Source organism: Kitasatospora sp. NPDC101108, assembly GCF_055584725.1.
Genome location: NZ_JBVJLM010000013.1, coordinates 198,596 through 215,594 on the forward strand (window position 1 = coordinate 198,596; position 16,999 = coordinate 215,594).

The window sequence follows — 16,999 nt, forward strand, 5'->3', positions numbered from 1 at the left end:
ACGAATCCTGCCCCGACCGGCCCCGAGAAAGCCAATCGGGCCCCGGCCGAGCCACCCGAACAACGCCCGCCCGTTGGAGGTGTGACGCTCCGTCGGCTCCGGCGGACCGGGCGCGGGCGGCGGTCAGGACGACACGCCGGAAGACCAGGGGGACGTTCCGTACTTGTCGGACACGCCTGCCCCGTGCAGGGCTACCGTACGCCCTAGGCACGACAAGCCCAAACACGCCCCTCGCCCTTGTGTCGCAAGGGTTCGGGGCGCGCTCGGGCGAGTATGGCCGCTAATCGGACATTTGACCGATCGACGACACGTCGTCGGATGCCGTCGTCAGAGCTTGACGACGGGGAACGCGGAGGTGTCGAGGGTGCCGACGATGCCGGGGGTCGGACGGGCCGGGGCGGGCGCCTGGGCGTCGGCCAGGGCGGCGTCGCGCACCGCGGCGGCGACGGTCTTGGCGACGTCCTTGTGGAAGACGCTCGGGATGATGTAGTTGGCGTTCAGCTCGTCGTCGCCGACGGTGGTGGCCAGCGCCCGGGCGGCGGCGATCATCATCTCGGTGTTGACCGTGCGGCTCTGGGCGTCCAGCAGGCCGCGGAAGACGCCCGGGAACACCAGCACGTTGTTGATCTGGTTCGGGAAGTCGCTGCGGCCGGTGGCGACCACGGCGGCGGTCTGCCGGGCGACGGCCGGGTCGACCTCCGGGTCCGGGTTGGCCAGCGCGAAGACGATGGCCTGCTCGGCCATGGTGGCCAGGTCGTCGCCGTCCAGGACGTTCGGGGCCGACACGCCGATGAAGACGTCGGCGCCCGCCACGGCCTCCTTGAGGGTGCCGGTGCGGCCCGAGCGGTTGGTGTGCTCGGCGATCCAGCGCAGGCTCTCGTTGAGGTCGTCACGGCCCAGGTGGACCACGCCGTGGACGTCCGCGACGGTGGCGTGCTCGACACCGGCGGCCAGCAGCAGCTTGAGGATCGCGGTGCCGGCGGCGCCGGCGCCCGACATCACCACGCGGATGTCTCCGATCTCCTTGCCGACCACCTTCAGCGCGTTGGTGAGGGCGGCCAGCACCACGATCGCGGTGCCGTGCTGGTCGTCGTGGAAGACCGGGATGTCCAGGGCCTCGCGCAGCCGGGCCTCGATCTCGAAGCAGCGCGGCGCGGAGATGTCCTCCAGGTTGATGCCGGCGAAGCCCGGGGCGATCGCCTTGACGATGGCGACGATCTCGTCGGTGTCCTGGGTGTCCAGGCAGATCGGCCAGGCGTCGATCCCGGCGAAGCGCTTGAACAGGGCCGCCTTGCCCTCCATGACGGGCAGCGCGGCCGCCGGGCCGATGTTGCCCAGGCCCAGCACCGCGGAGCCGTCGGTGACCACCGCGACGCTGTTGCGCTTGATGGTGAGGCGGCGGGCGTCCTCGGGGTTCTCGGCGATCGCCATGCAGACCCGCGCGACACCCGGGGTGTAGATCATGCTGAGGTCGTCACGGTTGCGGATCGGCAGCTTCGAGGACATCTCGATCTTGCCGCCGAGGTGCATCAGGAAGGTCCGGTCCGAGACCTTGCCGATCGACACGCCGTCGATCGCCCGCAGCTTCTCGACGATCTCCTCGCCGTGCGCCACGGAGGAGGCCGCCACGGTCACGTCCATCCTCAGCGCCTCCAGACCGGAAGCGGTGACGTCGAGACCGGTGACCGATCCGCCGGAGGACTCCACGGCCGTGGTGATCGCACTGACCGCGTTGCCGCTGGCCGGGACCTCCAGTCGCACCGTGATCGAGTTGGAGACACTGGGCACCGTCGCCATCGACGCATCCTTCTTCCGTCTGTCCCGCAGGCTCAACATTTTGTTGAAGGCATTCGCCTGCGCATGCTAGACCTCGATCGTCGCACCTTCCAAGGGATTGCCAGAAATAACGTTCATTGAGTGTGCGGATCCGACAATCGGGCCCGGCCGTCCGCGGTCTTCCGCCCTCCACTCCTTGCCTCTGCGGGCCGATGCGTTACATTGGACAGGCACCGGCTCGATCCAAGCCCCCGGGCCCAACCTTCGTCCCTCAGAGGGACCACTTGCCGCGAGGCGAGCATGGCGGGTCGGTGTTCTAAACGTCTGAAGGCCCCTCACCACCGGTGAGGGGCCTTCGTCATGGGGCGGGTCAGCCGTGCAGCAGCGCGGGCACGCCGGCCGCGTCCGGCAGGTCGTCCGGGCCGGACAGCACGGTCAGCCGCTGGGTCGCCCGGGTCAGCGCCACGTACAGCACCCGGAGGCCGGCCTCGGACTCGCCCGCGATGCCGGTCGGGTCGGCGACCACCGTCGCGTCGTACTCCAGGCCCTTGGCCTCCAGGCTGCCCAGCGCCACCACGCGCTCGCCCAGGCCCTCGGCCCAGCCCGCGGCCTCGGCCCGGCGGTCCATCGGCACCACGATCGCCACCGTGCCGTCCACCTCGCCCAGCAGGCGCTCCAGCTCGGCCCGGGCGGCCTTGCCGAAGGCCTCCGGCGCTGGGTCGGTGACGGCCGCGAAGCGCGGCTCCACGCCGACGTGGCGCACCGCGCTCGGTGAGGGCGTGCCCGGCGCGGCCAGCGCCAGCACCTTGGCCGCGACCTCGGCGATCTCGGCCGGGTTGCGGTAGTTGACGGTCAGCGTGAAGCGGCGGCGCGGCTTGCCGGCCAGCACCTCGTCCATCGCCGCCTGGGCCTCCTGCGGGAACGGCCAGGAGGACTGCGCCGGGTCGCCGACGATGGTCCAGGTGGCCATCCGGGACCGGCGGCCGATCATCCGCCACTGCATCGGGGTGAGGTCCTGGGCCTCGTCCACGATGACGTGGGCGTACTCCTTGCGCTCCACCGGCTGGCGGTCGCGCTGGCGGGAGCTGCGGTCGGCGAAGGTGGTGACCTCCTCCAGGCCGCTCAGCAGGTCCACCGCGTCCACCTCACGGACCTTCGGACGGGCCGGCTCGCCGAGCAGCACCTGCAGCTCGTCCACCAGCGCCACGTCGTGCGCCGACAGCGCGCCCTCGCCCGCCGGCGACAGGTGGCGCCAGGAGGCGGCCAGCAGCCTCGCCTCGTCCGGCGTCACGGCGCGGCGGGCGATCCGGTTGGTGTGCCGGGCCTGCTTGAGCGTGGCGAGCACCCGGCGCGGGCTCAGGGCCGGCCACCAGGCGTCCAGGAAGTCCAGGAAGGACGGCTCGTCCGAGACGTAGTCGTCGAAGGACTCCTTCTCCTCCTGGCGCTGCTCCCGGGAGTAGTGGTCGGTGGGCTTGGGCAGGTGCCGGGTGGCCTCCTGCCACAGGGCGTCCAGCAGCAGCCGGCGGGCGCGCGGGCGCAGCAGGTTCAGCGGGGTGCCGCCGGAGCCCACCACGTTGCCGCGCACGGCCCGCAGCCGGTCCGCGTCCAGCTTCAGCACCTCACCGCGGGCGACCACCTTGAGCTCCTGCGGGGCACCCAGTTCCAGGGCCGCCCGGGCGGCCCTGCGCAGCAGCTGCACCATCCGCGCCGAGCCCTTGACCCGGGCCGCCTCAGGGGTGTCGTAGGTGCCCGCCTCGATGCCGTCCACCAGCGAGCCGACGGCGCGGATGGCCACCTGGCCCTCCTCGCCGAGCGAGGGCAGCACGCCCTCGGTGTAGGAGACCAGCAGCGGCGTCGGCGAGACCACCAGGATGCCCCCGGCGTAGCGGCGGCGGTCCTGGTAGAGCAGGTACGCGGCGCGGTGCAGGGCGACGGCGGTCTTCCCGGTGCCGGGGCCGCCGGTGACGAGCGTGGCACCGGCCGCCGCGGCGCGGATCACCTCGTCCTGCTCCTTCTGGATCGAGGAGACGATGTCGCGCATCGAGTGGCTGCGGGCGCGGCCCAGCGAGGCCATCAGCGCGCCGTCGCCGACCACGGCCAGCTCCTCGCCGTCCAGGGTCGGGGTGAGGTCGGGGCGCAGCAGGTCGTCCTCGACGCCGATGACCTTGCGGCCCTTGGAGCGGATCACCCGGCGGCGGATGACCCGGCCCGGCTCGACGGGAGTGGCGCGGTAGAACGGCGCGGCGGCGGGCGCCCGCCAGTCGATCACCAGCGGGCCGTACTCGGCGTCCAGCACGCCCAGGCGGCCGATGTGGAGGGTCTCGGCGACGGCCGGGTCGGCCGGGTCCAGCGGGGTGTCGGACGGGATGCCGTGCTCCTCCGGGGCGTCCGCCTGCTGGAGGTCGATCCGGCCGAAGAGGAAGTCCTCGAACTCGTTGTTGAGGCGCTGGAGGTGCGCACCGGCCCGGTAGACCTGGGCGTCGCGCTCGGCGAGGGCGCCGGGGGTGCCGACGTGGACGCGCTTGGCGGCGTCCTCCAGGATGTACTCGGCCTCGGCGAGCTTCTCCTCCAGCCGGTGATAGACGGTGTCGAGGTGCTGCTGCTCACCGGCGATCTCGCGCTCGCGGACGGTCTCGTGATCGGCGGTGGGGGTGGTGTCCGTGTTGCTCTGCATGGCCTCGGGGGTTGCGGCGGAATCCGGCTCCGGAAAACGAGCGGACGGATGATCCTACGCCCGGGCGGGTGGACGCGCCGCACCGGGACGGTAAAAGTTCGAAGGCCGCCCTCCGCGTGAGCGGGGGGCGGCCTTCGGTGTGAACATGGGGTGGTGGAGATGCCGGGAATCGAACCCGGGTCCAGTGGAGTTAATTCAGGGCTTCTCCGAGCGCAGTCCGCTGTGCTTTTCTCGGCCCTGGCGGTCACGCGGACAAGCCGCCAACAGGCCCAGCTGCTGTTTGATTTCCCATCCGCCCTCGCAGCCCGGGCGGACGGTTGAGTTCCCTAGATTATGCCAGGGTCCGGGTCGGGAACTCCCCGGTCTGACACCCAAGCGCTATCGGTGCTTATTAGGCAGCGAGAGCGAACTGCTGGGAATCGCGCTTAGAGTTGGCGATTATTTTTTTGCGACACGTGGTTAACGAGATCATTGCCGCGTTCCTCGGCTCGCTTCCCCTGTTTCAACATCCCCTGTCGAAACCGATCATCCCCATGTTTTTTTGAGAAACAGCTCGGACGGTGACCGTCCGTGTTGCTTGCGCCATAGTACGCGAGGCGACGGGCAAGGGTCCAGCGGATTAACGCTGGCGCCGCCGGGCCGCCGCCACCGCGCGGGCCGCCTCGCGGGTGTCCTGCTTCTCGCGGAGCGTCTGGCGCTTGTCGTACAGCTTCTTGCCGACCGCGAGCGCGAGCTCCAGCTTGACCCGGCCGTCCTTGAAGTACAGGGACAGCGGGACCAGGGTGTGGCCCGCGTCGCGGACCTTGGTCTCGATCTTGCGGATCTCCAGCTTGTGCAGCAGCAGCTTGCGCTTGCGGCGGGCCGCGTGGTTGGTCCACGTCCCCTGGGTGTACTCGGGGATGAAGACGTTGTCGATCCACGCCTCGTGGTTCTGGATGTAGGCGTAGCCGTCGACCAGGTTGGCCCGCCCCTCCCGCAGCGACTTGACCTCGGTGCCGGTGAGGACGAGGCCGCACTCGTAGGTGTCGAGGATCGTGTACTCGTGTCGCGCCTTCTTGTTCTGCGCGATCAGCTTCTGTCCGGTTTCCTTTGCCATAGCGCGGTCATTCTCGCACTTCGGCGCCGGATCGGGCAGCTGCTTTAGGGACCGTCCGGCCGGTCAGGAGCGCGTCCCGAGTCCGGCGAGCACGCGCAGGGCCAGCGCGTCGGCGTCCTCGCCCGCGGTGGCCGGGACGTCCGGGGTCAGGCCGGTGCCGTCCAGGGAGCGCCCGGCCGGGGTGTGGTAGCGGCCGACGGTCATCTCCAGCACGGCGCCGTCGGCGAGTCGGCTGGGCTGCTGGACGGTGCCCTTGCCGAAGGTCCGCGAGCCCACCACCACGGCGCGGCTGCGGTCCTGCAGGGCGCCGGCGAGCAGTTCGGCGGCGCTCATCGTGCCCCCGTCCACCAGCACCACCAGCGGGGTGCGCGCGTCACCGCCGGGCGGGGCGGTCAACTCCCGAGTCCCGCCGCGCTCCTGGTACGAGCCGACCGCTCCGCCGTCCAGTAAGCTCCCGGCGGTGCCGACCGCCTCGTCCACCAACCCGCCGGAGTTGCCGCGCAGATCGAGCACCACACCGGTGTGCGGGGCGCGCAGCGCTTCGCGCACCTGGTCGGCCACGCCGCTGGTGAAGGCCCGGACGGTGATCCGCAGCACGCCGTGCTCCAGGTGCTCCGCGGTGACCTGCCGGCTGTCCAGCAGCACCCGCTTCAGCCGCAGTTCGCGCACCTCGCCGTCGCCGCGCCGCACGGCCAGGGTGACCTCGGAGCCGGCCCGGCGCTCGTCGCCCTGCCCGCGCAGCCGGGCGACCACCTCGGTGACCGGCAGCCGGTCGGCCTGGTCCGGGCCGATCCGCAGCAGCCGGTCGCCGGGGGCGATCCCGGCCTGGGCGGCCGGTCCGGCCGGGACGACCTGGGAGACCTCGGTGACGCCGTCCTCGCCGCGGCCGACCGACAGGCCGACGCCGGGGTAGCGGCCGTCCAGGCCCTGGCTGAACTCGGCGTACTCCTGGGCGGTGTAGTAGGCGCCCCAGCGGTCGCCGCCGGCCGCGAGCAGGTGCTCGGCCTGCTGCTCGGACAGTGCCCTGCCGGACGGGTCCGCCGGGAGCCCGGCGGCGGCCGCCGGGGCGTGGTCGGCGGAGGCGCGGCGCGGCGGGTCGCTCGGGTCGCCCCAGGCGCCGGTGGCGGCGCCGGCCAGCAGCACGGCGCCGAACACCAGGCTGAGGGCGGCCACCTGACGCGCCCTGCGCGGAGTTTGCAGCATGGCATCGGAGTGTAGACACCGCGCCGCGCGCGGCGGGCCGGAACGAGCGGGGGCGGAACGGCGACGGCCCCGTACGGCGCAGTGCCGTACGGGGCCGGAGGAGCCTGCGGGGGTCAGACCTTGAGGTACTTGCGCAGCGTGAAGAACGCCGCGATGCCGGCCATGCCCATACCGACCACGACCAGCAGCGGGATCACCGCCAGCACCGAGCCGAGGCCGATGAAGTGGATGAACTGCACCCGGTCGGCCAGCCAGTTCTGGACGAAGAAGTGCCCGCCGATCAGCAGTCCGGAGGCGAGCGCCGCGCCCAGCAGCGCGGAGAACGCCGCCTCGGCGATGAACGGCATCTGGACGTAGAAGTTCGAGGCACCGACCAGGCGCATGATGCCCGTCTCGCGCCGCCTGCTGTACGCCGACACCCGGACGGTGTTGACGATCAGCAGCAACGCGACGAAGAGCATCAGCACCATGATCACGAACGCCGCCGTCTGCAGACCGTTGAGCAGGCCGAACAGGTTCTCCAGGATCTTCCGCTGGTCCTCGACCGACTTGACGCCCGGCTTGCCCGCGAAGGCGCTCTGGATGACGTCGTACTTGGTCGGGTCGTTGAGCTTGACCCGCCAGGACTGCGGCATGGCGTCCGGGCCCAGGACGGAGATGAGCGGGTTGTCCGGGTTCATCTCCTTCCAGTGCTTGTACGCCTCGGGGGAGCTCTCGTAGGTGGACGACTGGACCACCGAAGTCATCTTGTCCAGCTGGTCCTTGATGTCCTTGACCTGCTGGTCGGTGGCCGCGCCCTTGTCGCACTGCGGCGAGTTGCGGGCGTCCGCCTTGGTGCAGAAGTAGATGCTCACCTCGACCTTGTCGTACCAGTACCCCTTCATGGAGTTCACCTGGTCGCGGACCAGGAGCGAGGAACCGGCGAGGGCGAGGGAGAGCGCGACGCTGACCACGACCGCGATGGTCATGGTCAGGTTGCGTCGGAGACCCACACCGATCTCCGACAGGACGAACTGGGCACGCATGCGGGAAACAACTCCAGGGTCGGTACTGCGCGGTCTGGCGGTCGGGCCGGCGGCCCCACGGGGTCAGCGCTGGTGGATCAGTGCTGGTAGCCGTAGACGCCGCGGGCCTGGTCGCGGACGAGCAGCCCCTTGTCGAGTTCGATGACCCGCTTGCGCATCTGGTCGACGATGGCCTGGTCGTGGGTGGCCATCAGCACCGTGGTGCCGGTGCGGTTGATCCGGTCGAGCAGCTTCATGATGCCGACCGAGTTCTGCGGGTCGAGGTTGCCGGTGGGCTCGTCCGCGATCAGCAGCATCGGGCGGTTCACGAACGCCCGGGCGATCGCCACGCGCTGCTGCTCACCACCGGACAGCTCGCCCGGCATGCGGTCCTCCTTGCCGCCGAGGCCGACCAGCTCCAGCACCTCGGGCACCACCTTGTTGATGGCGCTCTTGGGCTTGCCGATCACCTCCAGCGCGAAGGCGACGTTCTGCGCGACCGTCTTGTTGGGCAGCAGGCGGAAGTCCTGGAAGACGGTGCCCAGCTGGCGGCGCATGTGCGGCACCTTCCAGTTGGACAGCTTGCCCAGGTCCTTGCCCAGCACGTGCACGGCGCCCGTGGAGGGGCGCTCCTCGCGCAGGCACAGGCGCAGGAAGGTGGACTTTCCCGAGCCGGACGAGCCGACCAGGAAGACGAACTCACCCTTCTCGATCTCCAGCGAGACGTTGTCCAGGGCGGGACGGTTCTGCTTGGGATAGGTCTTGGAGACGTTGTCGAATCTGATCACGGCTGCATCACGGAGGCCATCCTAGGCGGCGCCAGTCCTCGGTCGGTCCGCCCCGGAGGCCCGGTCCGGCGGCGGGCGATGGGAGCGCGGAGGGCCGCTCCCGGTCTGGGACCATACGCGAACCGGCGACCGCCCCGCAGGGACGGCCGGGGAGGGACCCCGGAATCTGGGGGAGAATGTCCGCTTGTGCCCCGATAATTGCGAGCCATCTCACAGCCCGGGAGCCGTGAGCGCCAGAACCTGGCAGAGTGGAGGTGGCGTCCGTGTCCGGCCGCTCCCCCGTACAGGGCAGACTCCCCCGTACAGGTAAGAAGAGGGAACCAAAGCCCCGTCCGGTGCGTTGGCTGTAGCAGCGAGGAGGAGATCGCATGACGTGCGACCATCTGGTGTGCGCCAACTGCAACGGCCGCGTCAGCGACGGGCGTTGCCCGGTGTGCCGCGCCAACCGGGCCCGGCTGCAGGAGCAGCAGGGGCCGTTCGCCGCGCTCTCCCCCGCGATGCTGCTGGCCCTGCTGGCCGGACTGCTCGCGGTGGCGCTGATCGCGCGGCAGGCGCTGGCCTGAGGCCCCCGACCACGCGGAAGGCCCCCGACCTCGACGGTCGGGGGCCTTCTGCGTGCGTCCGGGCCCGCGCGGGGCCGGGCTGCCTGTGTCCGGGTGCTTACTCGGCGCTGGTCTCGCGCTGCTTGCGCCAGCGGATGCCGGCCTCGATGAAGCCGTCGATGTCGCCGTCCAGGACCGCCTGCGGGTTGCCGGCCTCGTACGCGGTGCGGACGTCCTTGACCATCTGGTACGGGTGCAGGACGTAGGAGCGCATCTGGTTGCCCCAGGAGCTGCCGCTGTCCTTCAGCGCGTCCATCGCGGCCTTCTCCTCCTGGCGGCGCCGTTCGAGCAGCTTGGCCTGGAGGACGTTCATCGCGGACGCCTTGTTCTGGATCTGCGAGCGCTCGTTCTGGCAGGACACCACGATGCCGGTCGGGAGGTGGGTGATGCGCACCGCCGAGTCGGTGGTGTTGACGCCCTGGCCGCCGGGGCCGGAGGCGCGGTAGACGTCCACCCGCAGGTCGCCCTCATCGATGTCGACGTGGTCGGACTGCTCGACGACCGGGAGCACCTCGACACCGGCGAAGGAGGTCTGCCGGCGGCCCTGGTTGTCGAAGGGCGAGATGCGGACCAGGCGGTGGGTGCCCTGCTCGACCGAGAGGGTGCCGTAGGCGTACGGGGCCTTCACGGTGAAGGTCGCGGACTTGATGCCCGCCTCTTCGGCGTACGAGGTGTCGTACACCTCGGTGGGGTACCCGTGCCGCTCGGCCCAGCGCAGGTACATGCGCATCAGCTGCTCGGCGAAGTCGGCGGCGTCCACGCCACCGGCCTCGGCACGGATGTTGATCAGCGCCTCGCGGGCGTCGTACTCGCCGGAGAGGAGGGTGCGGACCTCCAGCTCCTCGACGGCCTTCTGCAGCGAGACGAGCTCGGCCTCGGCCTCGGCGCGGGTGTCCGCGTCGTCCTCGGCCTCGGCCAGCTCGAACAGCACGCCCAGGTCGTCGATGCGGCCGCGCAGGCCCTCGACGCGGCGCAGTTCGCCCTGGAGGAAGGAGAGCCGGCTGGTCACCTTCTGCGCGTTCGCGACGTCGTCCCACAGGGTGGGGGCGGCTGCCTCCTCCTCCAGGACCGCGAGGTCGGCCCGGATCTTGTCCAGGTCGAGGACGGCCTCGATCGACCCCATGGTCGTATCGAGGTTCTTGAGCTCTTCGGAAGGATCGACGGCTGCCACGCCCCCAGCGTAATGGTTCCGGGGGTGGTCATGACGACACCCCCGTTCCGGGAGGGGCCCGGAGGGCGCTACGGGGCCCGCGGGGCGGTGCCGTGCACGGCCGGTCGGGCCGGGTGGCCGGTGCCCGGCCCGGTGGCGGCGAAGGCCGTCCAGGCCGCGGCGGCGCCCGCCAGCAGCAGCACGGTGGCCAGCAGCACGGCCAGCATCCGGCGGCGGCGCAGCAGGGCGGCACGGTCCCGGCGGTGGCCGCCCGGGGCGGTGCGCTGGGCGCGGGACTCGGCGGCGTACGCGGCCAGCTCCTCGGCCGAGGGGCGGCGAAGGCTGGTGTGGGTGTCCCGGGTGGAGTCCGGGGCGGCGCCCGGCACCAGCGGGACGGCCGGGCCGCGGCGGCGCTTGTGGACGCCCGGGCCGGCGTCGACCTCGGCGTAGACCGCCTCGCCCGGGGTCAGCTGCTCCTCGGCCGGGGCGCGGCCCTGGGAGGGCACGGCCAGCACCGGCAGTCCGGCCAGCGAGGGCAGCTGCTCGCGCAGCCGGGCAGCCAGCTCGGCGGCGCGCAGCCGGGAGGCGGGGGCCTTGGCCAGGCACTCGGAGATGATCCGCCACAGTCCGTCCGGCAGGCCGGGGATCGGCGGCACCTGCTCGGTGACGTGCCGGCGCAGCACCGCGCCCGTGTGGCCGCCGCCGAAGGGGGTGAAGCCGGCCAGCAGCTCGTACAGCACGGTGGCGAGGGCGTAGATGTCGACGGCGGCGCGCGGCTCCAGACCCTCGATGATCTCGGGGGCGAGGTAGTCGGGGGTGCCGATGATCCGGGTGGCCCGGGTGCGGCGCGGGGCGTCGACCAGGCGGGCCACGCCGAAGTCGGTGAGCTTGGCGCGCGGGGCGCCGCCGGGGCCGGGGGCGGCGGCGAGGTCGAGCAGGACGTTCTCCGGCTTGACGTCGCGGTGGACGATGCCGGCCGCGTGCGCGGCCGCGAGGCCGTCGGCGACGTCGGCGATGACCGAGGCGGCGACCTGCGGCGGGAGGGCGCCGTCCCGCTCCAGCCGGGAGCGCAGGTCGGTGCCCTGGACCAGTTCCATCACCAGGGCGAGGTCGCTGCCGTCCACGACCATGTCGCGCACGCCGACCACCCGGGGGTGGTCGAGGCTGGTCAGCGCCGTGCGCTCCTGGACGAAACGGCCGACCAGCACCTGGTCGGCGGCGAGGTCCTCGCGCAGCAGCTTGACCGCCACCGGGCCGTCGGGCCCCTCACCGAGCCAGACCGTCCCGGCCGAACCCCGGCCGATGACCTGGTGGACGGTGTACCGGCTGCCGATCTTGCGTGCCAATGCTGCTCCGTGGGCGGCGCGGGAGCGCTCCGGGGGTCCGGGCGCGCTCGGTGGGGCGGGACAACAGCGACCAACCTACGCGCCCGGACCCCCTGCGCGGGGCGCCTGGGGGCCGTGGAGCGGGACTCGGGGCCGAGAAATCTCGTGAATTGTCGACAAAGCGTCAATCCTGGCTTCCGGAACGGGTCCGGACCCCCGGTCAGCCGCCCGCGACCCACCGGCGCGGCCCCGCCGCGCGGCCCCGCGCTACTTGCTGGAACTGCCGAACACGCTGGTCACCCAGTCCCGCGCGGTGTCGAACCAGCTCACGGCGTTGTCCCAGTAGTGCGGCAGCGGCGTGAAGTTCCACAGCGCGATCGCGGCGACGGCCAGCACCAGCAGCACCATCAGGCAGCCCTTGAGGCAGCCCAGTCCCGGGATGTACATCCGGTTGCGGCTGCGCGGGCGCCGCTCGCGCGGCGGGGCGCTCTCCCGGCGGGGCGGTGCGGGCGGCTCCTCCCGGGGCGGCCGGGGCTCCCGGTACTGCGGCGCGGGCGGCTCGGCCCGCCGCGGCGCCGCGGCGGGCGGGGGCGGCGGGTAGCCGCCCTGCGGCCGGCCGTACCCGTCCGGGGCCTGACGGTAGCCGCCCTGGGGCTGCGGACGGCCGCCCTGGCCGCCCCGGGACCCCTGGCCGCCCTGGCCGACCTGGTAGGGCGGCGGGGCCACCGGCGGGCGCTGGGCGTAGCCGGGCGGCGGGCCCTGGCGTCGCTGGTCCTGGCGGTAACCGGCCGGCGACTGCGGGTGGCCCGGCCCGCCCTGGCCCGCCTGGTACGGCGGCGGGGCGACCTGCGGGTCCTCGAAGTCCTCCGGGCCGAAGTAACCCACCTGGGTCTGCTGGTTGCGGTCGCGCGCCGCCCGCAGCTGGGTCTGCCACGGGTGCGGCGCCTCCTCCTGCGGCGGCGCGGGCGGACCGGCGGGCGGGGGCGGCGGCACCGCGGTGGGCGGCATCACCTGGGTGCGGTCCTGGGCGCCGTACGGCGGCGCGGGCGGCGGCTGGGTGCCCATCACCCGGGTCGCCGCGGCCGGGTCGTACTGCGGGCCGCCTGGGGCCGGGGGCAGCACCTGGGTGCGGTCCTCCGTCCCGGCCCCGGGTCCGACCGGCACGGTGCCGGGGACGGCGGTCGGCTGCGGGTCCGGCAGCAGCAGGGCGCCGACCGCCAGCGCCTCGTCCACCGCCGCCGGGGAGGCGTGCACCCCGACCCCGGCCGCGACCACCCGCAGCGCCCGGGCCAGCGCGGTGGCGCTCGGCCGCTGCGCCGGGTCCTTGCGCAGGCAGCGCTCGATCACCGTCCAGAGCGGCTCGGGCATGGTGCTGGGCCGCTGGGGCTCCTGCGCCAGATGGGCCTGGAGCACGGCCAGGGCGCTGTCGCCCTGGAACGGCTGGCGGCCGGTGACCAGCTCGTACAGCATGATCCCGGCGCCGTAGACGTCCACCGCGGAGGTCTGCGGGCGGCCCTCGGCGGACTCGGGGGCGACGTAGGCGGGGGTGCCGACGAACTCGTGCGTACGGGTGACGCCGGGGGAGTCGGCCAGCCGGGCGATGCCGAAGTCGGTCAGCATCGGGTGCATCTGCTCGCTGCCCTGCACCACGGTCGAGGCGAGCAGCACGTTGGCCGGCTTGAGGTCGCGGTGGACGATCCCGTCCGCGTGGCTGGCCGCCAGCGCGTCCGCGACCTGGGCCATCAGCAGGGAGCCCGCGATCGGGCTGAACGGGCCGTTGGCACGCAGGTAGCGGGCCAGGTCGGGGCCCTCCACCAGGTCCATCACCAGGGCCAGCAGCTCGCCCTCGACGACCAGGTCGCGGACCCGGACGATGTTCGGGTGGCTCAGCCGCAGCAGCAGCGAGCGCTCGCGCAGGAAGCGCATCACGACGTCCGGGTCGGCCGCCAGCTCCTCGCGCAGCACCTTGATCGCCACCTGCTGCCCGGGCTCGCTGCCCGGCACCTGGACGTCCTGGCGCACCAGACCGCGCCAGACGGTCCCGGTGGCACCCCGCCCCAGGGTCTCCTCAAGCAGATACTTGCTGCCGACTGGCCGCACCTGTCGCACTCCTCGCCGTGCCGCCCGCGCGGGGCGCTCCCCCGCCGGTGTGCGGTGAGCCTGCCGGGCCCGTGTTTGCGGCCACTCTAACGGTGTCCGTACGGGTTTTTGGGGTGACCGGTGGGCCGTCCGAGCAGGGTTGGGGGACATCCCCTAGGGGACCGCCCGGGCGTGTCGCGGGTACCGGCCGGGAGGTGGCCGCCGGGGTCCGGGGCGGGGCCGCCGGTGCGGCGGTTGACCTGACCCTCCGTCGCCTCCACCATGGCGATGATCGCAAGATCGTCAAATCCGGTACGGTGCGCGGACTGTCCACGCCGGATGGCAGGATGGACACTCGCCACTCGTGTGGCCCAATGGGTCGCCGCGACCGCCCGGCGCGTCCGCGACGACACCGGGCAGCGGTACCAGGCATCACACCAGCAGAAGGGACCCGCGGGCGAGATGCAGATCCGGCTGACCGTCCTCCGACCGCGCAGCGGCCCGACCGCCGCCGGCTCCGCCATCCCCTACGTGGACGTGCTGGTCACCGCGCCCGTGGGCACCGCACTCGGCGCCATCGCGGGCGCACTCGCCGGCGCCGTCGGCGTGCGCGGACCGCGGGCCGCCACCCATGTGCACCTGTACGCCGGGGCGCACCGGGTGGACGAGCACACCCTGCTCGGCCACCCCCCGCTGCTCGACGGCGCCGTCCTCAGCCTCAACGAGCCCGACCCGACCGCCGACGACCCCGACGACACCCCCGCCGCCGCCGAACTGCGGGTGGTCGGCGGCCCGGACGCCGGCGGCGTCCACCGGCTGCACGGCCGGGAGATCCGGGTCGGCCGCTCCGGCGAGGCCGACGTCCCGCTCGACGACCCGGACGTCTCCCGGCTGCACCTCGCCCTCCACCTCGGCGAGGACGGCCGGATCGCCGTCCGCGACCTCGGCTCCACCAACGGCACCACCCTGGACGGCCGGATCGTCCCGCCCCTGCCGGCCGAGGCCGCCGTCCCGCTGGACAACGGCGCCCTGCTGCGGATCGGCGAGTCCACCCTGCAGGTCCTCGAACCGGCCGACCCCGCCTCCGTCCGGGCCGCCCTGCCCGACGGCAACGGCCACCTCCAGCTCGCCGCCCCCGGCCCGGTCCGGACCCCGGCCCCGGTGATCGAACCCCCCGCCGCCCCCGAGCCCGCCCAGGGCCGTGGCCGCGGCCTGTTCTCCCTGCTGCCCGGCCGCGCCGCCGAACCGCCCGGTCAGGAGAGCGCCGAACGCCACCACGCCGCCGTCCGGATGCGCCAGGCCGCCGCCCAGCGCGACCGCTGGCCCGACCTCGCCACGGTGCTGCTCAACGCCGTCGGCCCCGGACCCCGGCTGTGGGAGCGCGGCCCCGGCCACCCCGACGCCCTCACCCTGCGGCTGGGCACCGCCGACCGCCCCGGCGGCGCCGGCACCACGCCGGGCACCGTACTGCCCGCCGTCCCGGTCACCCTCGACCTGCAGACCGCCGGCAGCCTCGGCCTCAGCGGTCCGCGCGAGCGCCTCGACGCCCTCACCCGCGCCGTCGTCGCCCAGCTCGCCGCGCTCCACCCGCCCAGCGGACTGAGCCTGGTCGTGGTCGACGCCGACCCGGGCCGCAGCCCCGAGGAACGCGTCGACACCTGGGCCTGGGCGCTGTGGCTGCCCCATCTGCGCCCCGCCGACGGCCAGGACTGCCGACTGCTGGTCGGCCTCGACGACGAACAGGCCACCGCCCGGCTGACCGAGCTCACCGCCCGGCTCAGCGGCCCGACCGGCCTCGGCGGCCACCCCGCCACCGTGGTCGTGGTCGACGGCCGCCCGACCGGCGAGGCCGCCCGGCAGGCGCTCGACCTGCTGCTGCGCCAGGGCCCGGCCGTCGGCATCTTCCCGATCTGCCTCGCCGAACAGCCCGAGCTGCTCCCCCGGGGCCTCGGCGCCACCGCGCTGATCACCGGCGAGGTCGGCACCCAGCTCTCGCTGGACCGCCCGGTCGCCCGCGGCCGGGAGACCCTGCACGAGATCTCGCTGGACGCCGTCTCCGACGCCTGGGCCGAACGGCTGGCCCGCGTCCTCGCCCCGCTGCGCGAGGCCGCCCCGGCCTCCCGCGGCCCGCTGCCGGACGCCCTGCGGCTGCTCGACCTGCTCCAGCTCGACACCGTCACCCCGGCCAAGCTGTCCGCCCGCTGGGCCGCCCACGCCGGCGGCATCGGCGCCGCCACCGCGCTGCTCGGCACCACCCGGGACGAGCTGTGCACCCTCGACCTGGCCGACCCCGAACTCTCCCTGCCCTCCCCCGACCCGGGCGGCCCGCACCTGCTGATCGGCGGCGCCCGCGGCTCCGGCAAGACCGAGCTGCTGCGCACCCTGGTCGCCTCGCTCGCCGTCTCCGAGCGGCCCGAGCGCCTCGCCGTCACCATCGTCGAGGGGCGGGCCACCGAGGACGGACTGTCCGGCTGCTCCGAGCTGCCGCACGTCACCGGCCGGGTCAACGCCGCCGCCGACCCGCGCGCCGCGCTCCTCGCCGCCGAGGCGCTGGAGGACGAACTCGCCCTGCGCGAGCGGCTGTTCGACGGACTGGACTTCGCCTCCTGGCACGCCACCCGCATCCTGGACGGGCACAGCCTGGACGGGCAGGGCGTGGGCTCCGTCCCCGTGCCCGCCACCGTCGGCGCCGCCTCCGCCCCGGTGCCCCGGATCATCCCGCCGCGCAGCGGTGACGGCCCCCGGCCGGGCGCCACCCCCTCCGGGCCCGTCCCGGCCCGGCTGGTCGTCGTCGTCGACGACTACGACGCCCTGCTCTCCCCCACCTCCCCGGCCGGGCGGCCGCTGGCCCGCGCGCTCGCCGCCGTCGCCCGCCGCGGCGGCCCGCTGGGCGTCCACCTCGCGGTCGCCACCGGCCGCCCGGAGGAGAGCGCCGGCACCGAGGTGGACGAGGCCGCCCTGCTGCGGATCGCGCTGCGCACCGAGGACCCGGCCGACTCCGACCTGCTGATCCACCTCGGCGACGCGGCCGCCCTCCCGGAGGACACCCCAGGCCGCGGTTACCTGCGCCGCCCGGACGGCGGCGTCACCGCCTTCCAGACCGCCCGGATCAGCGGCCGCATCCCCCGCACCGCCACCCTGCGCCCCACGGTGGTCGCGATAGACCCCCTCCAGCTCGGCGCCCCACCCGCCCGCCGCCCGGTCCGCGAACTCGGCAACGGCCCCACCGACCTGGCCCTCCTCGCCAGCGCCCTGCAACGCGCCGCCTCCCGCTGACCCACCGGCACCTGAAGGGCCCCGAC

At 73.6% G+C, this 16,999-nt stretch carries 11 protein-coding genes and 1 other RNA gene; 2 read left to right on the forward strand and 10 right to left on the reverse strand.

Going from position 1 to position 16,999, the window contains the following annotated elements:
• Positions 1–327 precede the first annotated feature (327 nt).
• From ACZ6Z8_RS26645 to ftsE, 7 genes are all read right to left on the reverse strand, one after another.
• Positions 328–1,797 (reverse strand): NAD-dependent malic enzyme, encoded by a 1,470-nt coding sequence (locus ACZ6Z8_RS26645; protein ID WP_465612563.1) that lies wholly within the window; start codon positions 1,795–1,797, stop codon positions 328–330.
• 349 nt (positions 1,798–2,146) lie between these two features.
• Positions 2,147–4,450 (reverse strand): HelD family protein, encoded by a 2,304-nt coding sequence (locus tag ACZ6Z8_RS26650; protein ID WP_465612564.1) that lies wholly within the window; start codon positions 4,448–4,450, stop codon positions 2,147–2,149.
• A gap of 151 nt (positions 4,451–4,601) precedes the next feature.
• Positions 4,602–4,983, reverse strand: a transfer-messenger RNA (tmRNA) gene (gene ssrA / locus ACZ6Z8_RS26655).
• An 86-nt stretch (positions 4,984–5,069) separates the two neighbouring features.
• Complete coding sequence (gene smpB / locus ACZ6Z8_RS26660) at positions 5,070–5,546, reverse strand: SsrA-binding protein SmpB (RefSeq protein WP_350741094.1); 477 nt, start codon at positions 5,544–5,546, stop codon at positions 5,070–5,072.
• Positions 5,547–5,609: 63 nt separating this feature from the next.
• Positions 5,610–6,749, reverse strand: coding sequence for a S41 family peptidase (locus tag ACZ6Z8_RS26665; protein ID WP_465612565.1), 1,140 nt, complete (start codon positions 6,747–6,749; stop codon positions 5,610–5,612).
• Between the two features lie 113 nt (positions 6,750–6,862).
• The gene (gene ftsX, locus ACZ6Z8_RS26670; RefSeq protein ID WP_465612566.1) at positions 6,863–7,774 is read right to left on the reverse strand and encodes a permease-like cell division protein FtsX; all 912 of its coding nucleotides are present in this window, start codon (positions 7,772–7,774) and stop codon (positions 6,863–6,865) included.
• 77 nt (positions 7,775–7,851) lie between these two features.
• On the reverse strand, positions 7,852–8,541 hold the full coding sequence (gene ftsE / locus ACZ6Z8_RS26675; protein ID WP_030059730.1) for a cell division ATP-binding protein FtsE: 690 nt from the start codon (positions 8,539–8,541) through the stop codon (positions 7,852–7,854).
• 368 nt (positions 8,542–8,909) lie between these two features.
• Here ftsE and ACZ6Z8_RS26680 point away from each other — a divergent pair, with 368 nt between their 5' ends.
• Positions 8,910–9,104 (forward strand): hypothetical protein, encoded by a 195-nt coding sequence (locus ACZ6Z8_RS26680; RefSeq protein WP_030059729.1) that lies wholly within the window; start codon positions 8,910–8,912, stop codon positions 9,102–9,104.
• A gap of 97 nt (positions 9,105–9,201) precedes the next feature.
• On the opposite strand, the gene prfB is transcribed toward ACZ6Z8_RS26680, so the two are convergent.
• From prfB to ACZ6Z8_RS26695, 3 genes are all read right to left on the reverse strand, one after another.
• Positions 9,202–10,314, reverse strand: coding sequence for a peptide chain release factor 2 (gene prfB, locus ACZ6Z8_RS26685; RefSeq protein ID WP_465612567.1), 1,113 nt, complete (start codon positions 10,312–10,314; stop codon positions 9,202–9,204).
• Between the two features lie 68 nt (positions 10,315–10,382).
• Entirely contained in the window at positions 10,383–11,639 is a 1,257-nt protein-coding gene (locus ACZ6Z8_RS26690; RefSeq protein WP_465612568.1) for a serine/threonine-protein kinase, read from the reverse strand.
• Between the two features lie 246 nt (positions 11,640–11,885).
• Positions 11,886–13,718 carry a serine/threonine-protein kinase gene (locus ACZ6Z8_RS26695; RefSeq protein WP_465612569.1) on the reverse strand — a complete coding sequence of 611 codons (1,833 nt, stop codon included), beginning with the start codon at positions 13,716–13,718 and terminating at the stop codon, positions 11,886–11,888.
• Between the two features lie 345 nt (positions 13,719–14,063).
• Here ACZ6Z8_RS26695 and ACZ6Z8_RS26700 point away from each other — a divergent pair, with 345 nt between their 5' ends.
• Positions 14,064–16,973, forward strand: a complete 2,910-nt coding sequence (locus ACZ6Z8_RS26700) for an FtsK/SpoIIIE domain-containing protein (protein ID WP_465612570.1) — start codon at positions 14,064–14,066, stop codon at positions 16,971–16,973.
• Positions 16,974–16,999: the final 26 nt, after the last annotated feature.